This window comes from Caulobacter sp. GW821-FHT12D05, from assembly GCF_058807295.1.
Genome location: NZ_JBXAQO010000006.1, coordinates 1 through 17,332 on the forward strand (window position 1 = coordinate 1; position 17,332 = coordinate 17,332).

At 67.9% G+C, this 17,332-nt stretch carries 23 protein-coding genes and 1 other RNA gene; 8 read left to right on the forward strand and 16 right to left on the reverse strand.

The annotated features are described in order from the left end of the window. Positions 1-437: 437 nt before the first annotated feature. Positions 438-1,181 (reverse strand): tRNA1(Val) (adenine(37)-N6)-methyltransferase, encoded by a 744-nt coding sequence (locus tag AC1RRR_RS24825; RefSeq protein ID WP_492817156.1) that lies wholly within the window; start codon positions 1,179-1,181, stop codon positions 438-440. 98 nt (positions 1,182-1,279) lie between these two features. On the opposite strand from AC1RRR_RS24825, the gene AC1RRR_RS24830 reads away from it, so the two are divergent. The 3 genes from AC1RRR_RS24830 (at position 1,280) to AC1RRR_RS24840 (ending at position 3,353) form a co-directional block, all read left to right on the forward strand. Further along, positions 1,280-2,290, forward strand: a complete 1,011-nt coding sequence (locus tag AC1RRR_RS24830; RefSeq protein WP_492817158.1) for a polyprenyl synthetase family protein — start codon at positions 1,280-1,282, stop codon at positions 2,288-2,290. Further along, the gene (locus AC1RRR_RS24835) at positions 2,291-2,881 is read left to right on the forward strand and encodes a hypothetical protein (RefSeq protein ID WP_492817160.1); all 591 of its coding nucleotides are present in this window, start codon (positions 2,291-2,293) and stop codon (positions 2,879-2,881) included. It abuts the gene before it with no gap. 85 nt (positions 2,882-2,966) lie between these two features. Continuing rightward, entirely contained in the window at positions 2,967-3,353 is a 387-nt protein-coding gene (locus AC1RRR_RS24840; RefSeq protein WP_492817162.1) for a YccF domain-containing protein, read from the forward strand. Here the strand turns inward: AC1RRR_RS24840 and AC1RRR_RS24845 are convergent. The 3 genes from AC1RRR_RS24845 to fumC are packed head-to-tail and all read right to left on the reverse strand — an operon-like array spanning position 3,350 to position 5,593. Then, the gene (locus tag AC1RRR_RS24845) at positions 3,350-3,754 is read right to left on the reverse strand and encodes a DoxX family protein (protein ID WP_492817164.1); all 405 of its coding nucleotides are present in this window, start codon (positions 3,752-3,754) and stop codon (positions 3,350-3,352) included. The genes AC1RRR_RS24840 and AC1RRR_RS24845 overlap by 4 nt on opposite strands. Beyond that, positions 3,738-4,202, reverse strand: a complete 465-nt coding sequence (locus AC1RRR_RS24850) for a GNAT family N-acetyltransferase (RefSeq protein ID WP_492817166.1) — start codon at positions 4,200-4,202, stop codon at positions 3,738-3,740. The genes AC1RRR_RS24845 and AC1RRR_RS24850 overlap by 17 nt, the downstream gene beginning before the upstream one ends. Beyond that, positions 4,202-5,593: a class II fumarate hydratase gene (gene fumC, locus AC1RRR_RS24855; protein ID WP_492817168.1), complete on the reverse strand. Its 1,392-nt coding sequence runs from the start codon at positions 5,591-5,593 to the stop codon at positions 4,202-4,204. Before fumC ends, AC1RRR_RS24850 begins: the two co-directional genes overlap by 1 nt. Positions 5,594-5,688: 95 nt before the next feature. Here fumC and AC1RRR_RS24860 point away from each other — a divergent pair, with 95 nt between their 5' ends. Genes AC1RRR_RS24860 through AC1RRR_RS24875 form a run of 4 tightly spaced genes read left to right on the forward strand, consistent with a single transcriptional unit; the run spans position 5,689 to position 8,142 of the window. Further along, a complete protein-coding gene (locus tag AC1RRR_RS24860) occupies positions 5,689-6,009 on the forward strand; it encodes a YbjQ family protein (RefSeq protein WP_492817170.1) in 321 nt (106 codons plus the stop codon). Further along, a complete protein-coding gene (locus AC1RRR_RS24865) occupies positions 6,010-6,549 on the forward strand; it encodes a DUF1697 domain-containing protein (protein ID WP_492817172.1) in 540 nt (179 codons plus the stop codon). A gap of 20 nt (positions 6,550-6,569) precedes the next feature. Next, a complete protein-coding gene (locus tag AC1RRR_RS24870) occupies positions 6,570-7,751 on the forward strand; it encodes an acyltransferase family protein (protein ID WP_492817174.1) in 1,182 nt (393 codons plus the stop codon). 1 nt (position 7,752) lies between these two features. Further along, positions 7,753-8,142, forward strand: coding sequence for a RusA family crossover junction endodeoxyribonuclease (locus AC1RRR_RS24875; protein ID WP_492817176.1), 390 nt, complete (start codon positions 7,753-7,755; stop codon positions 8,140-8,142). Here the strand turns inward: AC1RRR_RS24875 and AC1RRR_RS24880 are convergent. From AC1RRR_RS24880 to AC1RRR_RS24915, 8 genes are all read right to left on the reverse strand, one after another. Next, entirely contained in the window at positions 8,110-8,496 is a 387-nt protein-coding gene (locus AC1RRR_RS24880) for a hypothetical protein (RefSeq protein WP_291870179.1), read from the reverse strand. The two genes, AC1RRR_RS24875 and AC1RRR_RS24880, sit on opposite strands and share 33 nt — an antisense overlap. Positions 8,497-8,589: 93 nt before the next feature. Next, positions 8,590-10,758 carry a serine hydrolase domain-containing protein gene (locus AC1RRR_RS24885; protein ID WP_492817179.1) on the reverse strand — a complete coding sequence of 723 codons (2,169 nt, stop codon included), beginning with the start codon at positions 10,756-10,758 and terminating at the stop codon, positions 8,590-8,592. Positions 10,759-10,837: 79 nt separating this feature from the next. Continuing rightward, positions 10,838-11,611 carry a C13 family peptidase gene (locus AC1RRR_RS24890; protein WP_492817181.1) on the reverse strand — a complete coding sequence of 258 codons (774 nt, stop codon included), beginning with the start codon at positions 11,609-11,611 and terminating at the stop codon, positions 10,838-10,840. A gap of 12 nt (positions 11,612-11,623) precedes the next feature. Then, entirely contained in the window at positions 11,624-12,097 is a 474-nt protein-coding gene (locus AC1RRR_RS24895) for a PaaI family thioesterase (protein WP_492817183.1), read from the reverse strand. A 13-nt stretch (positions 12,098-12,110) separates the two neighbouring features. Further along, the gene (locus AC1RRR_RS24900) at positions 12,111-12,590 is read right to left on the reverse strand and encodes an SspB family protein (RefSeq protein ID WP_454715019.1); all 480 of its coding nucleotides are present in this window, start codon (positions 12,588-12,590) and stop codon (positions 12,111-12,113) included. A 199-nt stretch (positions 12,591-12,789) separates the two neighbouring features. Continuing rightward, positions 12,790-13,154, reverse strand: a transfer-messenger RNA (tmRNA) gene (gene ssrA / locus AC1RRR_RS24905). Between the two features lie 5 nt (positions 13,155-13,159). After that, positions 13,160-13,402: an Atu4866 domain-containing protein gene (locus AC1RRR_RS24910; RefSeq protein WP_492817186.1), complete on the reverse strand. Its 243-nt coding sequence runs from the start codon at positions 13,400-13,402 to the stop codon at positions 13,160-13,162. Continuing rightward, entirely contained in the window at positions 13,399-13,551 is a 153-nt protein-coding gene (locus AC1RRR_RS24915) for a hypothetical protein (protein WP_492817188.1), read from the reverse strand. Before AC1RRR_RS24915 ends, AC1RRR_RS24910 begins: the two co-directional genes overlap by 4 nt. 187 nt (positions 13,552-13,738) lie before the next feature. Between AC1RRR_RS24915 and AC1RRR_RS24920 the strand changes: the two genes are divergently transcribed. Next, on the forward strand, positions 13,739-14,647 hold the full coding sequence (locus tag AC1RRR_RS24920) for an AraC family transcriptional regulator (RefSeq protein WP_492817190.1): 909 nt from the start codon (positions 13,739-13,741) through the stop codon (positions 14,645-14,647). A 3-nt stretch (positions 14,648-14,650) separates the two neighbouring features. Here the strand turns inward: AC1RRR_RS24920 and AC1RRR_RS24925 are convergent, their stop codons facing one another. The 4 genes from AC1RRR_RS24925 to AC1RRR_RS24940 form a co-directional block, all read right to left on the reverse strand. Then, positions 14,651-15,400, reverse strand: a complete 750-nt coding sequence (locus tag AC1RRR_RS24925) for a hypothetical protein (protein WP_492817192.1) — start codon at positions 15,398-15,400, stop codon at positions 14,651-14,653. Between the two features lie 77 nt (positions 15,401-15,477). Further along, on the reverse strand, positions 15,478-16,317 hold the full coding sequence (locus AC1RRR_RS24930; RefSeq protein ID WP_492817194.1) for a hypothetical protein: 840 nt from the start codon (positions 16,315-16,317) through the stop codon (positions 15,478-15,480). Positions 16,318-16,320: 3 nt separating this feature from the next. Further along, positions 16,321-16,878: an acetolactate synthase small subunit gene (ilvN, locus tag AC1RRR_RS24935; protein ID WP_454759230.1), complete on the reverse strand. Its 558-nt coding sequence runs from the start codon at positions 16,876-16,878 to the stop codon at positions 16,321-16,323. Continuing rightward, positions 16,875-17,219: a GIY-YIG nuclease family protein gene (locus AC1RRR_RS24940; protein WP_492817197.1), complete on the reverse strand. Its 345-nt coding sequence runs from the start codon at positions 17,217-17,219 to the stop codon at positions 16,875-16,877. Before AC1RRR_RS24940 ends, ilvN begins: the two co-directional genes overlap by 4 nt. Between the last annotated feature and the right edge of the window lie 113 nt (positions 17,220-17,332).

The following is a 17,332-nucleotide window of genomic DNA, read 5'->3' on the forward strand; positions in this document are numbered from 1 at the left end:
ATACTCTTCCTCACCCGATGGCGCGGAAGGGACGTCCGGCCGGCGATCGTGACGGCTGTCGGGGGTGGTCGAGCGGGAAGCGCTCGCCGGGCTTCTTTCGGGAAGTCCCTTCGTGACGGATCCAGGCGCAGGTTCCCTGAAACATCGGGACGAAGCCCTGGCGGCGAAGGTTCGGCGCGGCGCGGCAGGCATGGGCTGAAATCGCCCATGCGGTCCGGACGGGACAGCCAGTCCCTCCGCCCGTCGAAGGCGCGTTCGGGAGCGGGTTAAAACCCCGCGCCTCGGAGGCTTTCGGATAACGGCTACGCGGAGCGTTCTGGCTTCGTCGAAACGGTACTTCCAAACTCACACTCCGGGCGACGCCCGGCGCTCCGCAGTCCCTTTCATACCTTCAGCGGCCACGCCGCATGAAGCAGCGCCCACATGTCCGGCGTGCATTACCAGTCCAGCGCTGCTTCCCCGCGCAGAATCGCTTCGGCCGCCGCCGAATGCTTGCCGCCCTCGCGATCGTGCAGGACCAGCGGCGGCAGCAGGACGAGCGGCGCCTTGCCGGTCTTGATCGCCCGCACGATCACCCGCTTGGCCGGCGCGTCGGCGAACGGCGCCACGGGGCGGATGCGGAACGAGCCAGCCTTGGGCGAGAGCGCGGCCAGAATGTCGGCCAGGCGGTCGGCGCGGTGGATGATGGTGATCGTCCCGCCCTCGCGCACGGCCTTCAGGCAGAAGCCGGTCCAGGCGACCAGGCCGCCGTCGGCCATCCAGGCGCCGCTCTTGGCCGGGGCGGGCGCGCGCAGGGCCTGCGGATCGTCGAAGAACGGAGGATTGGTCATCACCGCATCGAACACCGGCAGGCCCAAGGCCCGGAAACCGGCTTCGATATCGCCCTCCACGGCGGCGACTCGGTCCTGGAGCCCGTTCAGCGTGGCGTTCTCGGCGGCCAGGCTCGCGGCCACGGAATCACGCTCCACGCCCTGGAAGATCGCCCCCGGCCGGCGAGTCGCGGCGGCCAGCAGGGCGCCGCCGACGCCGCAGCCGGCCTCGATCACACGCTGGCCGGGCAGGGCGTCGCAGGCCGCCGCCAGCAGGGCCGCGTCCATGCCGGCCCTGTAGCCGTCCAGCCTCTGGCGCAGCCGTACACGACCTCCCAGAACCCGATCCTCGGTAACGCCCGTATCGTCCAATGCTTTCTAGGCCTTGTGCTCGCCTTGACCGTGACCTATCCCGCCACCATTGTCCCTCGCAATGGTTCGTGGGGGGCCGACCGAAGGAGACGAAGGTTTTGGACGCAGCGACAGCGACCCTCCCCCGGAAGTCGGGCTCGGTGGATCGTCTCGTGCGCCTCGCCGAGGCCGACATGAAGGGCGTCAACGCCCTGATCACCGACCGCATGCAAAGCGACGTGCCGATCATCCCGGCCCTGGCCGAGCACCTGATCGCCGCCGGCGGCAAGCGCCTGCGTCCGCTGCTGACCGTGGCCGCCGCCCGCCTGGCCGGCTCGGACAACGACCACTGCCTGAAGCTGGCCTCGGCGGTCGAGTTCATCCACACCGCCACGCTGCTGCATGACGACGTGGTCGACGGCAGCCAGCTGCGCCGCGGCAAGGTCGCCGCGCACCTGATCTGGGGCGCGGCGCAAAGCGTGCTGGTCGGCGACTTCCTGTTTGCCCGCGCCTTTGAGCTGATGGTCGAGACCAACTCGATGAAGGCGCTGGAGATCCTGGCCCGCGCCAGCCGCGTCATCGCCGAGGGCGAGGTGCTGCAGCTGATGCGCAGCCACGACCTGAACCTGTCGCAGGCCGTCTATCTGGAGATCATCCAGGCCAAGACCGCCGAGCTGTTCGCCGCGGCCTCGGAGGCCGGCGCGGTCTCGGCCGGCGTTGACGCCGACAAGACCGAAGCGCTCAAGGCCTATGGCCTGAACCTGGGCCTGGCCTTCCAGCTGGTCGACGACGCCCTGGACTATGGCGGCACGACCGAGGCCCTCGGCAAGAACGCCGGCGACGACTTCCGCGAAGGCAAGGCCACCTTGCCGCTGCTGCTGGCCATCGCCCGTTCGGGTCCGCGCGAGGCCGAGTTCTGGGAGCGCGCGATCGGTCGCCGCGAACAGACCGAGGCCGACTTCCGCCGGGCCCGCGAGCTGATCGTCGGCTCGGGCGCCCTGGACGCCACGCTCGATCTGGCCGCCGACTATGCCGACAAGGCCAAGGCGGCGCTGAGCATCTTCCCGGCGGGCGACTGGCGCGAGGCGCTGGAAGACCTGGCCGACTTCGCCGTCAGCCGCAGGACCTAGATGTTCAAGCGGAAGTCTTCTCCCAAGGGGCTTCCCCCCGTCGCCCCAGGCGAGCGCCTGCCGCGGCTGCAGACGATCATCGCCACCTCGCCGGAGAACCCCGGCGGCGATCCCAACATCCGCCCGCACGAGGCTGGCGAAGCCGCCGGCAAGGTGATCGGCGGCGGCGTCGGCGTGCTGGTCGGCGGGCTGCTGGTCATCCTGATGCTGGGGCCGATCCTCTGGGCGCCGCTGTGGGCCGGCCTGCGGGCCGCGCGCTTCGTGCCCGGTCCTTGGTGGACGTGGGCGGCGGGCCTGGCGGCCGGGAGCGCGGCGGCCCTCGCCCAGACCGTGCTGCTGGTCCAGCGTAGCCCGATCCTGCGGTATCCGGTCGTGGCCTTGTTCGCCCTGATCTGGGTCGGCGGCCTGTGGCTGGAGTTCACCTCGCCCCGCCACGACTGGATCACCACGGCGCCGGCGCTGCACATGCCGGGCCCCTGGTCCTGGACCCTGATCGGCCTGGGCACGGTGATCTATGCCGGGATCTATCTCCTGGCCTTGGCGCCGATCGGCAAGAGCCGCTGGGCCAAGCGGTGGCAGCTGATCAAGTAGATCGGTGAATTCGACGTAACGTCCTTCACAACGCGGGAGGGCGGGGCCACGTCTAGGGTCTGATATTCTTGGGGCTTAGGGACATATGATCCGCTTTATCCTGAACGTTCTGTGGTTCATCTGCGGCGGCCTGCCTCTGGCCATCGGCTGGTTCATTGCGGGCCTGCTGCTGGCGATCACCGTCGTCGGCCTGCCCTATACGGGCGCGGCCTGGCGCATCGCCGGCTTCGCGCTCTGGCCGTTCGGCAAGGAGATCGTCCGCCGCGAGACCGGCCTCGCCTCGGGTCCGCTGGGCGCGGTGCTGAACGTGATCTGGTTCATCCTGGCCGGCTGGTGGCTGGCCCTGGGCCACCTGATCGTCGCCGTCGGCGAAGCCATCAGCATCATCGGCATCCCGTTCGCCATCAAGGACCTGCAACTGGCCCAGATCGCCCTGGCCCCGATCGGCCGCGACGTGCGGCGGGTCGACTAGGTCGCTCTTCGCGATAAAGGCCAGTCGATCACCCCCGCTGCCCACAGCGGCGCCCAGATGAACAGCGGTTGCAGGAGCAGCAGACGCGGGCCGTGGTACCACCACGAATTGGGCAGGGGCGGGACGGCGACGCCGCTGAAGGCGTGCCAGATGTTCGCGGGCCAGACGCAGACGGCGTAGAGCGCCAGCATGATCCCAGCCAGCCGACGGGTTTGTGGGATCAGCAATCCGATCGCGCCGGCGATCTCGCAGAGCCCGGTGAAGATCACCACCTCGCGCGGGAACGGCACGCCCGGCGGCATGATCGCCAGGAAGCCGTGCGGCGCCGCCACGTGCACCACGCCAAACGGCGCGTAGATCACGGCAAGCAGCAAACGGGCGAGGCTACGAGGGTTCGGCATCGCCGGAGCCAACGTTCCGGCGCATCACATGGGTCCACGGCCCGCTGGTATCCGCCACGAACCCCTGTGTCTCCCAGAACGGCGAGGCAGCCTCGGAGGCCCTGGCATTGACCGTGATCAGCCCCACGCTGTCGAAGCCCTCATGGATCAGGGCTGAGGCCAACGCTGTGGCCACACCGCGGCGGCGCATGCTGGGGCGAACATAGAAGCGGCGCAGGCGGCGCGCGGGCTCGGACGCGGCGGGCTCGACGCTCATGGCGCCGATCCCCGCCAACTCTCCGACCAGGAACGCGGCGAGGATCGCCTCGCCGTCGTCCTGGAAGCGTGCGCCCTTCGCCCAGTCCTCGGCGAGGAGGGCCATGTTGCGCACGCCTTCGCCGGAGGCCTCGGCGACCAGGTCGTCGAAGCCGTCCGGCAGTTCGTCGAACAGACGAACCAGTTGGAGCATCAGCCCGGCGAGACCATCTTTTCCGGGCGGACGTACTGGTCGAACTCTTCGTTCGTCAGATAGCCGCCGCCGACGGTTTCCTCGCGCAGCGTGGTGCCGTTCTTGTGGGCCGTCTTGGCGATCTTGGCGCAGATGTCGTAGCCGAGGCGGCCGTTCAGGGCCGTGACCAGCATCAGGCTGTTCTCGACGCCCTTGCGGATGTTGTCGATGCGCGGCTCGATGCCGACCACGCAGTTGTCGGTGAAGCTGATCGCCGCATCGGCCAGCAGGCGGACCGACTGCAGGAAGTTATAGGCCATCACCGGGTTGAAGACGTTCAGCTCGAAGTGGCCTTGGCTGCCGGCGAAGGTCAGGGCGGCGTGGTTGCCGAACACCTGGACGCAGACCTGGGTGAGGGCCTCGCACTGGGTCGGGTTGACCTTGCCCGGCATGATCGACGAGCCGGGCTCGTTCTCCGGCAGCGCCAGTTCGCCGAGGCCCGCGCGGGGGCCCGAGCCCAGGAAGCGGATGTCGTTGGCGATCTTGAACAAGGACGCGGCGACCGTGTTGATGGCGCCGTGCGAGAAGACCATGGCGTCGTGAGCGGCCAGGGCCTCGAACTTGTTCGGGGCGGTGGTGAACTCCAGGCCGGTGATCGCGGCGATGGCCTCGGCCACGCCTTCGGCGAAGCCGATGGGGGCGTTCAGGCCGGTGCCGACGGCGGTGCCGCCCTGGGCCAGCTGCATCAGCTTGGGCAGGGTGCTTTCGATGCGCTCGATGCCGTTGGCGACTTGTTGCGTGTAGCCGCCGAACTCCTGACCGAGGGTCAGGGGCGTGGCGTCCTGGGTATGGGTGCGGCCGATCTTGATGATGTCGGCCCAGGCCGCCGTCTTGGCTTCCAGGGCGGCGTGCAGGTGCTTGAGGGCCGGCAGCAGGTCGTGGACGATCTGTTCCGCGCAAGCCACGTGCATGGCCGTCGGATAGGTGTCGTTCGACGACTGGGACATGTTGACGTGGTCGTTCGGGTGGACGGGCTTCTTCGTGCCCATCTCGCCGCCCAGGATTTCGATCGCGCGGTTCGAGATCACCTCGTTGGCGTTCATGTTCGACTGGGTGCCCGAGCCGGTCTGCCAGACGACCAGCGGGAAGTGCTCGTTCAGCTTGCCGTCGATGACTTCGTTAGCGGCCTGGACGATGGCGTCCTTCAGGCCCGCGTCCAGCTTGCCCAGCTTGAAGTTGGTCTCGGCGGCGGCGCGCTTGACGATGCCCAGGGCGCGGACGACCGGCAGGGGCTGCTTCTCCCAGCCGATCTTGAAGTTGCCCAGGCTGCGCTGGGCTTGCGCGCCCCAGTAGCGGTCGGCGGCGACTTCGATGGGGCCGAAAGTATCGGTCTCGGTGCGCGTGGCGGTCATGCGGCGGTCTCCGGAAAAACGGTCGAGCGCGGTCTAGACCTTGGGGGCGCGAAGGGCAATGTTCGCAAGCGCGAAGACGCGCGAGGAGACGCCCCATGATCGTGACGACGACCAACGACCTGACCGGTTATCGCATCGTCCAGCACCTGGGGATGGTGCGGGGTGTCACAGTCCGCTCGCGCAGCGTGATCGGCAATATCGGCGGCGCGGTGCAGTCGATCTTCGGCGGCAACATCACGATCTACACTAAGCTGGCCGAGACGGCCCGGCAGGAGGCCTATGACCTCTTGGTGCAGCACGCCCAGGAGGTCGGCGCCAACGCCATCCTGGCCATGCGCTACGACGCCAACGAGATCATGGAAGGCATCACCGAGGTGCTGGCCTACGGCACGGCCGTGCGGGTCGAGGCGGCGTAGGTGGCGGCTTTCGTCGCGCTGCCGCGCTCGATCAACACCGGCAAGCGCAAGGTTCTCAAGGACGACCTGCTGGGCATCGCCGCGGACCTGCGTTTCAAGACGGCCAAGACCTATCTGGCCAGCGGCAACCTGCTGCTGTGGGGCGACCACAAGGGCGGCGAGGCGCTGGAGGCGCAGCTCGAGGACGCGCTCGAAAAGCGCATAGGGCTGCGCACCGACTTCATGGTCCGCTCGCCAGCGGACCTGCGGCGGATCGTCGACGGCAATCCGTTCAAGGCCGAAGCGCAGGACCATCCCAGCCACGTGATCGTCAACTTCCTGAAGCGCCCGCTGCCCGACGGCGACGAGGAGATCCTGCGGGCGGCCAACACCGGGCCGGAGCGCTTCGTGGTCGCGGCGCGCGAGCTCTATCTGGATTTTCCGATCAGCATGGCCGACTCGCTGTTGGATCGGGACTGGAAGAAGACGAAGCGCAATCCGGTCGGCACCACGCGCAACTGGAGCACCGTGCTGAAGCTTGCCGAGATGCTGGAAGCCTGAGGACCCTCGGGGGAGGAACGATGTCGAACACTAAGTCCACGGGCGGCCAGCGCATCGTGTCGCTGGATCTGCTTCGCGGCCTGGCCGTGGCCGGCATGATCCTGGTCGACAGCCCCGGCTCGTGGTCCAAGGTCTATCCGCCGCTGGAGCACGCCGCGTGGCACGGCTTCACGGCCGCCGACCTGGTGTTCCCGACCTTCCTGTTCTGCGCCGGCATGGCCGTGGGGCTGATGGTCCCGCGCATGACGATCGAGGATCGCGGCGGCTCGGCCTTCTGGCTGAAGGTCGCCAAACGGACCGGGCTGCTGATCCTGCTGGGCCTGGCGATCAACCTGCTAGGCGGACACTTCGACCTGCCGAACCTGCGCCTTCCGGGCATCCTGCAGCGGATCGGCGTCTGCTATGCGCTGGGCACGGCGATCTGCGTGCTGGCGGCCAAGCGCGGGGAGGGCGGCAAGCTGGTCTTCAACATGGCCGCCACGTTTGGCGCAAGCGTCGTTCTGCTGGCGATCTATTGGCTGCTGGTGGCGTTCGTGCGGGTTCCGGGCTTCGGCGCCGGTCACCTGGATTCCTACAAGTCTCTGCCGGCCTTCCTGGATCGGTTGGTGTTCACGATCCCGCACCTGTGGCGGGGCGCGACGACCGAGGGCCTGGGCGTCACCTACGACCCCGAGGGCTTGCTCTCAACCCTGCCGGCCGTCGTCAACGTGCTGATGGGCGCTGTGGCGGCGCGGGTGATGATGCGCGGCTTGGCGCAGGGCCAGCGCGGCCTCATGCCGGTGCTGATCCTGGGCGTCGCCCTGGTCGTCATCGGCCTGGCGCTGAACCCGGTCATGCCGATCAACAAGAAGATCTGGACGCCCAGCTTCGCGATCTTCACCAGCGGCCTCTCAACCGTGATCCTGGCCGGCTTCGAGATGGTGGCGCGGTCGCGAAGCCGTCTGGGCTTTGACTTCGTGCTGAAGGTGCTGGGCGGCAACGCGATCCTGGCCTTCATCCTGTGCCAGCTGCTGGGCATCTTCAGCGACCTGAAGATCGTGCCGGGCGCCAACCCCTCGCCGCAGGGCTTCGGCAACGCCCTGGCGCTGAGCGTGCTGTCCGATCCTTATCAGGCTTCCCTTGCCTGCGCGGTTCTGGTTCTTGCCTTCATCACCGCGATCCTGATCCCGCTGCACAAGCGCGGGATCCACCTGAGGCTCTGATTTGCTCGAAGGCGACTGGACCCACCACGGCAAGGTCCGCGCCCGCGAGGCCGGGGGCGAGCTGACCATCGTGGTCGACGGCCTGACCACCCAGGGCAAGTACTACAAGCCGCTGATCTACGAGTTCTTCCGCAAGTCGTGGCGCGGCTCGCGCCCGGCCTGGGGAGAGTTCAGCGTCGAGATCGGCATGGAATATGTCGGCGAGCCGCCCTGGATGGACCTGGACAACCTGGCCAAGGCCCTGCTGGACGCCATCAAGGGTTATGCCTTCCACGACGACGCCCAGGTCGCCCGGCTGCTGGTCGAGCGACGGCCGGGCGAGCGCGAGCGGATCGTCATCCAGGTGCGGAAGCTGACCTCAAACCTTATGCGGCGCACGCTCGAAGAGTGAGGCGGCGACGGCCACGTAGGTCACCGCCAGGAACGCGCCGTAGCGGCCGATGCTGGCCGGATCGCTGGTGGGCATGATCTCGGCGTAGCGCGCGATCAGCAACGCGCCGGCGACCAGGCCGGGCGTCGAGAACAGCAGCATCGGGAACAACCGGCGGCGGCGCGGCGTGTGCGTCAGCCGCGCCACTGCCTGGAAGGCGAACGTGACCGTTGCAGCGGCCGCGAACGCGTTGAGTGCGTAAAACCAGAAGGCGCTCTCCAGGAGGCCCCCTCCGAAAGCGGCGTAAAACAGGGTGGCCGCCGACCAGGCCGCCAGTCCCGTTCCCCCAAACGCCAAACCGTCCAGTTTTGACACGTCGCGTCTCCCTCGCTCGTCTCCCAGAACGGAGTTCTGCAAGGCGGGCGCCGCGAACGGAGACTAGCGATGGATCGTGACGGGACGCGTCTCTTAGCGGCCCCAGGGCACCAAATAGCCCCAGGCGCCCAGCAGCACGCCCAGCAGCACGAACAGCAGGGCGGTGAAGGTGAAGGCCACCTTGCGGCCGCTGCTCCAGCTGTCGACGCGACGGCCGCCGCGCCAGACCATCGGCAGGACGCCCAGGGTCAGCAGGCTGAGCACCGAGGCCACCAGGGCGCAGGCCGAGCCGCTGAGCAGCCAGCCCGAGGGCCAGCCGAAGAAGACATTGGTCTGGTCGGCGGCCTTGACCGAGAACACGCCCATGCAGCCGGCCGAGATCAGCCACAGCACCGCCTGCATGGTCTGCATCTGGCTGGCGCGCGCCTGCACCGGGGTCTGGCGGGCCTCGCGGCGGTTGCGGAACGTCACGCCCAGGATTGTTGCGATGGAGGCGAAGCCGGCGATCACGGCGGTCCAGCCCAGCAGGCCGGCCGAGCGGAAGAAGCCGACCCGCTCATAGGTCGACCAGCCGCGTGCGGCGTAGAAGCGCGAGGGGCGGTCGCCATTGGCGTCGAACACCAGGGTCAAGGCGCTGTCGACGGCCTTGAACACGCCGGGCTTGTCGGTGCCGTTGAACAGGGTGCTGACGCCGCCGTCGGTGATGGCCAGGCGGCCCTCGGGCGTGGCGCGGACGCTGGCGCGGCCGACGATGCGGTTGGTGAAGCCCTCCAGCCCGCCATAGGCGCGGCGGGTGGTCAGGTAGTCACCCTCATAGGCGCGGGCCTGGTCGTAACTGATGGCGCTGTCCGCCGGCACGGCCGGGGCGGGGGCGTAGAAGTGCTCGATGATGGTCGAGGGCAGGCTGGCGGGCAGGTTCACGCCGCTGTCGGTGTTGACCGAGACGAAGATGCCCAGGCCCAGGTCGGGCACGATCACCAGGTTCGAGTGGAAATACAGCGTCGCGCCAGCGTGGCCGTAGCCGCGACGATTACCTGGCAGAGCCATGTCCTGGAAGCCGGCGTTCCAGCCGGCCGCTTCCGGCGCGGGGCGGTACATCGGCGTGCGGAAGGCCAGGGCCGTCTTGGGCGAGAACACGGTCTTGCCGTCGATCGTCCCGCCGTTCAGCAGCAGGGTCATGTAGCGCGCCATGTCGCCGGCGGTGCTGGAGGCCGAGGCGGCCGGGGCGACCTGGCCCATGAACTCGCGGGGCTGAGTCTTCCAGCCCATCTGGGTCCACGAGAAGCCGTCCGACAACTCGGCCGCCAGGGCCTCGTTCATCGGGGCGGGCAGGCGGTCGTTCCACGGGCGGGCCTCGCGGAAGGTCGTGTGGCTCATGCCGGCCGGCAGGATGATCTCTTCGCTGACCAGCTGCTCGAAGGGCTTGCCGGTCACGTTGACCAGGGCGGCGCCAGCCAGGGCCGCGCCATAGTTGGAATAGCTGGGCAGCAGGCCCGGCTCGCGCACCCGGTTCGGACGCTCCTGGCGAAGATAGTCGTTCAGCGGGCGCACCCGGTTGGGATCACGCTCGAACAGCTGGCCCAGCGAGCGGTCTTCGAAGCCCGCCGTATGGGTCATCAGGTCCTTCAGGCGCACGGGCGTCTTCTTGCCCTGGTCCTTCACCTGCAGCGGTTGGGGCAGGTAGACATTGACCGGGCCGTCCAGGCGCATGCGGCCGGCCTCGATCTCGTTCATCAGGGCGATCCAAGTGAACGTCTTCGAGATCGAGGCGACGCGGAACAGGGTCTTGTCCGGATCAACCGCGCGGCGCTGGCCGAGGTTGGCGAAGCCGTAGCCCTTCTTCAGCACCACCTGGCCGTTCTGGACCACCGAGATGGTCGCGCCGGCGATGTGGTCGCGACTCATGGCGCGGCGGACGACGCCGTCGACGAAGGCTTCCAGTTCGGGGCCGGGCAGGGGGGCGTGAGCCGTTTGGACCGGCGGCGGGACGGCGGCCGGCGTAGCCGCCGGCGCTGCCGGAGCAGCGGCGGGACGCGCGGCGGTGACAGCAGCGGCGGTGGCAGCTGCGGCCGCCACGGGACGCGGGCGCACGCGGCGCGGACGCAGGCTGTTATAGGGGCGCGGCGCGGCATTCAGGACGGGTTCGGACGGCGCGGCAGGCGGCGGCGAAGCGTCCTGCGCCAGCGCCTCCGATCCGGACAAGGACCAAAGGGCAATGAAGGCCGCCGAAAAGGCGGCCGCGAGCGAAACGCGCGACGTCAACGATGTCCCCTAGGTCGAAGCAGAAACTTCCAAGACTTGGTGTAACGCGCTGATCGCTGGGGTCAAACCCGATCACCGGTCACGGTGTCTTCGATTTGCTTCGGTTGAAGGCGTAGAGCGGCAGCATCGGGCGCAGGGCGGGACCGATCCACATCTGAGGCTCGGAGGCGGGCTCGGCGCCGGTCTCCTTCTCGCGGCGGGCGACGCAGGCCTGCACGCCCGCGCCCAGGGCCGCGAAGTCGCGGGCGCCGGGGGCGCTGGCGAGGAAACAGTCGTCGAAGTATGGGTACTTGTCGTCCTCGCCGCAGCCGAATGAGGCGCGGTCGGGGCGGGCGGCGGTCAGGATCAGCCGGTCGCCCTTCTGCAGCGGCGGGATGAACACGCCCGAAAAACAGGCGGAGATCACCACCACACTGGGACGTCCGGGGCAGGCGTCGTCCAGCATGGCCGCCAGCAGATGCGGGCGCAGCATCTGCTCGCCCAGAATCACGCCCTCGGGACTGCCGTGCGTGCTGATGTAGAACAGGCACCCAGCCTTGGCGGTCTCGGCCTTGAACCGCAGGGCGTCGTAGATCGTCCGCGCGTCCGACTTGCCTGGCGAGTCGGCGGGGTAACGTTGCGGGCGCACCGAGAACTGCTGGACGGCGTCCTTCTCGAAACCCAGCTCGACCAGGGCCTTGGAGACGTCGCGGCGGGCGTTGTCGAAGGCCTCGGTCGGGCCGCCGGAATGGGCGTGGAAATCGCCGGCCACCACCACGGCCGTCCAGTTCGAGAACGGGCCCGCGGCCCGTGCGGGCTGCATCGGCGCGAAGAGCAAAGCCAGAAGTCCGATGACCGCCGCCGCTCTCCGCATGAGCCCGCCCCCTTACTTCTTCTTGAAGTTGGCGAAGGGCGTCGGAATCGCCGTGCCGGTCGACTTGGCCAACAGCCGGCCCTCGGCGTCGTAGAGCTCGCCCTCCATGAAGCAGACCGTGCGGCCCCACTTCACCACGCGGCCGACGCCGCGCAGGGCGCCGGGCATGGCCGGGCGCAGGAAGCTGGTCTTCATCTCGAGGGTTGGCACGACATGGGTCATGCCTGAGGTGATCATGCCGGCCACCGACATGCACTCGTCCAGCATGGCGCAGACGAAACCGCCCTGGATCTGCCCCATCGGGTTGCACAAGAGATCGGCGCGCGCCGTGAAACCGACCTCGACCTCACGATCGGCCTGGCGCACGGCCAGGAGCTCGAAGCCCAGGGTCTGGGATCCGGTCGGCTGGCTCTTGGATGCGCGGAAGCGCGCGAGGATCGCCTCGTCCGTCAGGGTCTGCGGAGCGTCCGAGGCGACATCGCTCATGGCTTACGGGCGCTCACTTCTTCCGGAACTGGTCCAGGGAGACGATCTTGGGGCCCTCTTCGCCGGTCGGGACGGGCGCTTCGGCCTCGGGTTCCGGCTCGGGCTCGTCCTCGATGACCTCGGGGGCGGTGAACTGCAGGGCGAATTGCACCGACGGGTCATAGAAGCGCGTCAGGGCCGCATAGGGCACCGACAGGCGCTTGGGCTGGCCGCCGAACTTCAGCGTGACCGAGAAGAAGGTCTCGCCGGGCGCCAGGTCCCAATACTGGTGCTGCAGGACGATGGTCATCTCGTCCGGGTACTTGCCCAGCAGGTCCTGCGGACCCGAGACGCCGGCCGCCTTGGTCTTGAAGGTGATGTACAGATGGTGCGGCTCGGGCAGGCCGCCGGGGGCGGCGGCCTTCTTCAGGGCCGCCTTGACCACGCCGCGCAGGGCGTCCTGGGCCATGGCCTCGTACTGCATGAGGTCTTCGGGCGGTTCGGTCTGGGACATGCGCTGGGTGGTACTTCGAACTGGAAACGAGATTCCGAACGTAACCTGTCGGCGGCCTCGCGCAAAGCGGGTGGCTATCGATTCCGGCGGAGCGCAATCGATGTCATTCACAGCGATGTGAGGAAAGTGGAGGGATTCTGTTGGCAGGCTCCCGCATCCCCTCTTGAAGAAAGAGGAGGGAGCCTCGGCAATGCAGTGAAGTGGAGGGATTCTGTTGGCAGGCTCCCTCCGGGCCCCGCCTAGGGATCTGAACCCCTAGGACTTAAGAGGCGAATTCACCTGCACCGCATTACGCGGCGACGGCGAACTCTTCAGCGAAGTTATCGTTCGCATTTAGAAAAATGACCCGGAACGGTGGATCAAGCCGAGAGAAAGCATACACCTTTACACGTCTGTCGATGCTGATCGGCCCCATGCAGTCCCATGATAACTTGGGAGAGATTGGTGGAGCCGCCGGGAATCGCACCCGGGTCCAGTCCGCTTATTACGTGCGCGTTTATCCCCATAGTCCGACCGAGGTCGGACAGTTCCAATATAGGGGGTTCGTCCCCCCAAGGGAAGGGCGCGGCCTAAGCTGTCCCCAGGCTTAGGCGGCCATCCACCAGCGTGCCGCTTATGACGGCGCCGCGATCCTCGAACAGTTTCAGGGTCTCGCCGACCAGGACATAGACCCCGGTGAAGACGTCGGCGAAGTCGTCGCGGGTCTCGATGAAGCGGCCGTCGGCGCGCAGCTCCAGCGAGATGTGGCCGTCGGGCGAGGTCCAGACGCCGGCGACCGGGATGTGGGGAACGATGGCGGACATCATGGTCATGGGGCGATCCTCCAGGCGGTGGCGGCAGGGGCGGGCGTAGCAGTGGGGAGCGCGGCGGTGGCGGCCGTCAGCGCGGCCGTCCCACCCAGCAGGGCGGCGACGAACCAGCGCGGAGCCGTCACGCCGCGTCGGGGCGTGTAGCGTCTCATCGCAGAGCTCTGATTTTGGGGTTGGCCGCATCGGGAAGCGGAACGAGGCCAATATGCAGCACGGGTCCGTCCAGTCGGTAGACCGATGCTCCGGCATGATTGCACATTTCTCCGGAAGCGAACGGCGTCGCGTGACGGAGGATCGTGCAAGGCTTACAAATAGCCTCGTTCCAACAAGAGAAAAGCCATGAGCACCCGCGAGGCGCTGGCCGCCCTGATTGAACGATTCGCGCCGGACGAAGGCCCGGTCGAAACCTGCTGCCCCAGGGTCAACCTGTACCGGCTGCACGCGCCCAGCGAGCCGTCGCACGCCCTGCATGACCCGTCCTTCTGCGTGCTGGCCCAGGGCCGCAAGCAGGTGCTGGTCGGCGATGTCGCCCACGAATATGACGAGCGGAACTTCTTCCTGTCGTCGATCGACGTACCGGTGACCGGCCGGGTGATCGAGGCCTCGCCAGAGCAGCCCTATCTCAGCTTCCGCATCGTGCTGGACGCCAACCTGATCAGCGAGATGATCATGGAGGCGGGCCTGGCCGCACGGCTGGACGCCGCCGCGCCGCTGGTCGGCGGCATGTCGGCGGGGGCGATGACGCCGCAGCTGTTCGACGCCGTCTGCCGGATGGTGCGCCTGCTGGACACGCCCGACGACGTGGCGATCATGGCCCCGCTGATCGAGCGCGAGATCCTCTATCGCCTGCTGACCGGCCCGCAGGGCCCGCGCCTGGCCCAGATCGCCCGCCGCGACGGCCGCCTGCGTCAGGTCAATCGCGCCATCGGCTGGATCAAGCGCAACTTCGACCAGCCGTTCAGCATCGACGCCGTGGCCGACGAGGCCCGGATGAGCGCCTCGGCCCTGCACCAGCACTTCAAGGCGGTGACCTCGCTGTCGCCGCTGCAGTATCAGAAGCAGATCCGCCTGCAGGAGGCGCGGCGGCTGATCCTGATCCAGCGCCTGGATGCGGCCACCGCCGGCCATACGGTTGGCTATGACAGTCCCTCGCAGTTCAGCCGCGAATACGCCCGGCTGTTCGGCGCGCCGCCGTTGCGAGACGTGGCGCGCCTGCGTGAACAGCCCGAGCAGATGGCCGGGGCCTGAGGCCTAGGGCAGATCCGCCCAGGGCATGTTGAGCTTCTTATTGTATTGGCCCCACACGCCGATCGTCCTGGCCTTGGTGTCGACGTCGATCTTGTAGACGTAGCGATCGCCGGAAAGGATGGTGCTCTTCAGAACATGGGCTTTCCCGTCATAGGTGACGACGCCATAGGCGTTGCGGTTGTCCAGGAAGCTGAACACCCAAGTCTGGTAGCCGTGATAGTTGATGACCGGGCAGGTCGTGCTGTCGGGACCGCCAGCGCTTTTGGTGCAAGTGACCTTCATGCCTTCCGGCGGCTTTGGCGCGAAGTGGACCGGCACGCTTTCGATCCACGGCTGCGGCGTTTCCGGCAGGTCGGACCAGGCGATGTCGATCCGCCTGTCGTATTGGCCCCATACGCCGACCGTCTTGGCGTTGCGATCGACTTCCATCTTGTAGACGTAGCGGTCACCGTTGCGCGTGACGTTCTTCACCACCTTGCCGGAAGCGTCATAGGTGACGAAGCCATAGGCCTCGCGGTTGTCCAGGAAGCTGAAGGCCCACGTGGTGAAGCCTTCATACTTGATCACCGGACAGGTCGTGGTTTCGGGGCCGCCGCCTCTTCCGCAAGTGACCTTCAGACCCTCCGGCACGGCCGGCGGTTTATTGGCCGGCACGAGGGCGATTTGTGGTGTCGCCTGGGCCAGGGCGGCCGTGGTCGCTCCGAGGGCGGCGATCAAGGCGATCGTGAACACGTAAGCGGTGCGAGTTGTCATGGCGTCCCTCCCAGGATCGTTGTGGGGAGAAGCGATAACAGAGTTATCGAAATAAAGCTGTGAGTTGTGTCACATCGCTATTCTAGCGATGGCTGTTCCGCTCCGGTGTCCGGCGCGATCGGCACGGCGGGCGGCTGCGGACGATTGGACTCGCCAGCCTTCAGGACACCGCCGGCGGCGATCAGGTCGTCATAGGCGCGTTGTTGCCGCGAGAAGTCCGCGCCTCGGGGCAGGACGGCGTCGAAGCGCGGGTCGCGGCCTGCGGCGGCGCCCAGGGCGGCGGATAGGATCGCGGCGATCGAGCCGACCTCGGCGTCGTCGCAGGCGCGGCGCAGATGGCGGGCCTGGCCGGGGACCAGCAAGGTGACGTCCCACGAGACACCGTCGACGCACAGGGCCGACACCGCCCCGCCGCCATAGTCGACGATGACCGAGCGCGGCTGGCCCCAGGCCGGATCGCCGGGCAGGGCCTTCAGCGGCGCGATCTGGGGTTCGGCGAGCTCGGCGTTGACGTCGACGCGGCGGCCGATCTCGGGCGTGCAGCAGCCCAGGCCCGCGCGAGCCTGGACGAAGGCGCGGCCGTCGCGGCGCAGGGTGACGCGGACCACGGCCTGGCGCACGCCGCGCGCGGGCCGGGCCCAGACCTCCAGGATCAGCTCGCCGCGCTTGAGCACCTGGCTCTGCAACGGTGGCAGGCCCCACAGGCGGTAGAGCAGGGGCTCAACGCCATTGTCGATCGGGATGGGGCGCTCGTCGCGGCCGAGACGGCGGTTGTAGAGCGGCTCGAGCTCGGACGGCGGACGCGGAACCTCCGGCGACCACCAGGCCGCCGGATCGGGGAAAGGTGCGGGCGGCGGCGCGGCCTGCTGGACGGTGGCGAGGGCCAGCCCCGCGATCAGTCCTGCCAAGCCGCTCATCGCCTACATCCCTTCGACGCCCCGCTCGATGGAAAGGACGCCGGTGCGGGAAAGTTCCACCAGGCCCAGCGGGCGCATCAGGTCCAGGAACTTGTCGATCTTGGACGGCGCGCCCGAGATCTCGAACACGAAGCTTTCCAGCGTGGTGTCGACCGGCTTGGCGCGGAAGATCTCGGCGATGCGCAGGGCCTCGACGCGGTCCGGACCCGAGCCGCGCACCTTGACCAGGGCCAGCTCACGCTCGACGCCGTTCGGATCGCGGGTCACATCGTGCACGCGGCGGACGTTGACCACCTTGTTCAGCTGGGCCTCGATCTGCTCCAGCACCTGGCGTGTGCCGCGGGTCACCACGGTGATGCGGCTGGTGTGGGCCTTGCGATCGGTCTCGGCGACCGTGAGGCTCTCGATATTGTAGCCCCGCGCGGCGAACAGGCCGACGACGCGGTGCAGGACGCCGGGCTCGTTATCGACGAGCAGCGCGAACGTGGCGGTCTGCTCGACCTGGCCCGTGGGGCTAAGGTCGTAGGCCGAGGCGGGAGCGGGTTGGACGTTGGCGGTCATGTCTGAGCTCTGACTTCTGGTTCGTTTTCTGGCTTGGGCTTACCGCCCCGACGGCGTGACAGCGAGGGGAGCTTGTCCCATTCGCCGCATATCATCGCTTCCTTCTTGGCGCGGGACCAACCCTTGATGCGGCGTTCGGCGGCGATAGCATCGGTGATGAACTGAAAGGCTTCGCACCAAACCAGTTCTACCGGAAGGCGGGCGGCAGTGTAGTCGCTGCCCAAGCCTTGCTGATGCATCGACACCCTGGCCGCTACGTCTGGTCCGCGATGGGAGCCGATGTAGTAGGAGCCATCTCGGCACCGCAGCATGTAAACCCATGCGCTTTGAACGTCGTACATCGGTCCTGCGTCCTTCGAGGCCCGCTGCGCGGGCGCCTCAGGATGAGGGAGTTGGTGGATGACAAAAGCGGAAAAACCGAGCCTTCACCCACATTCCTCATCCTGAGGCGCCC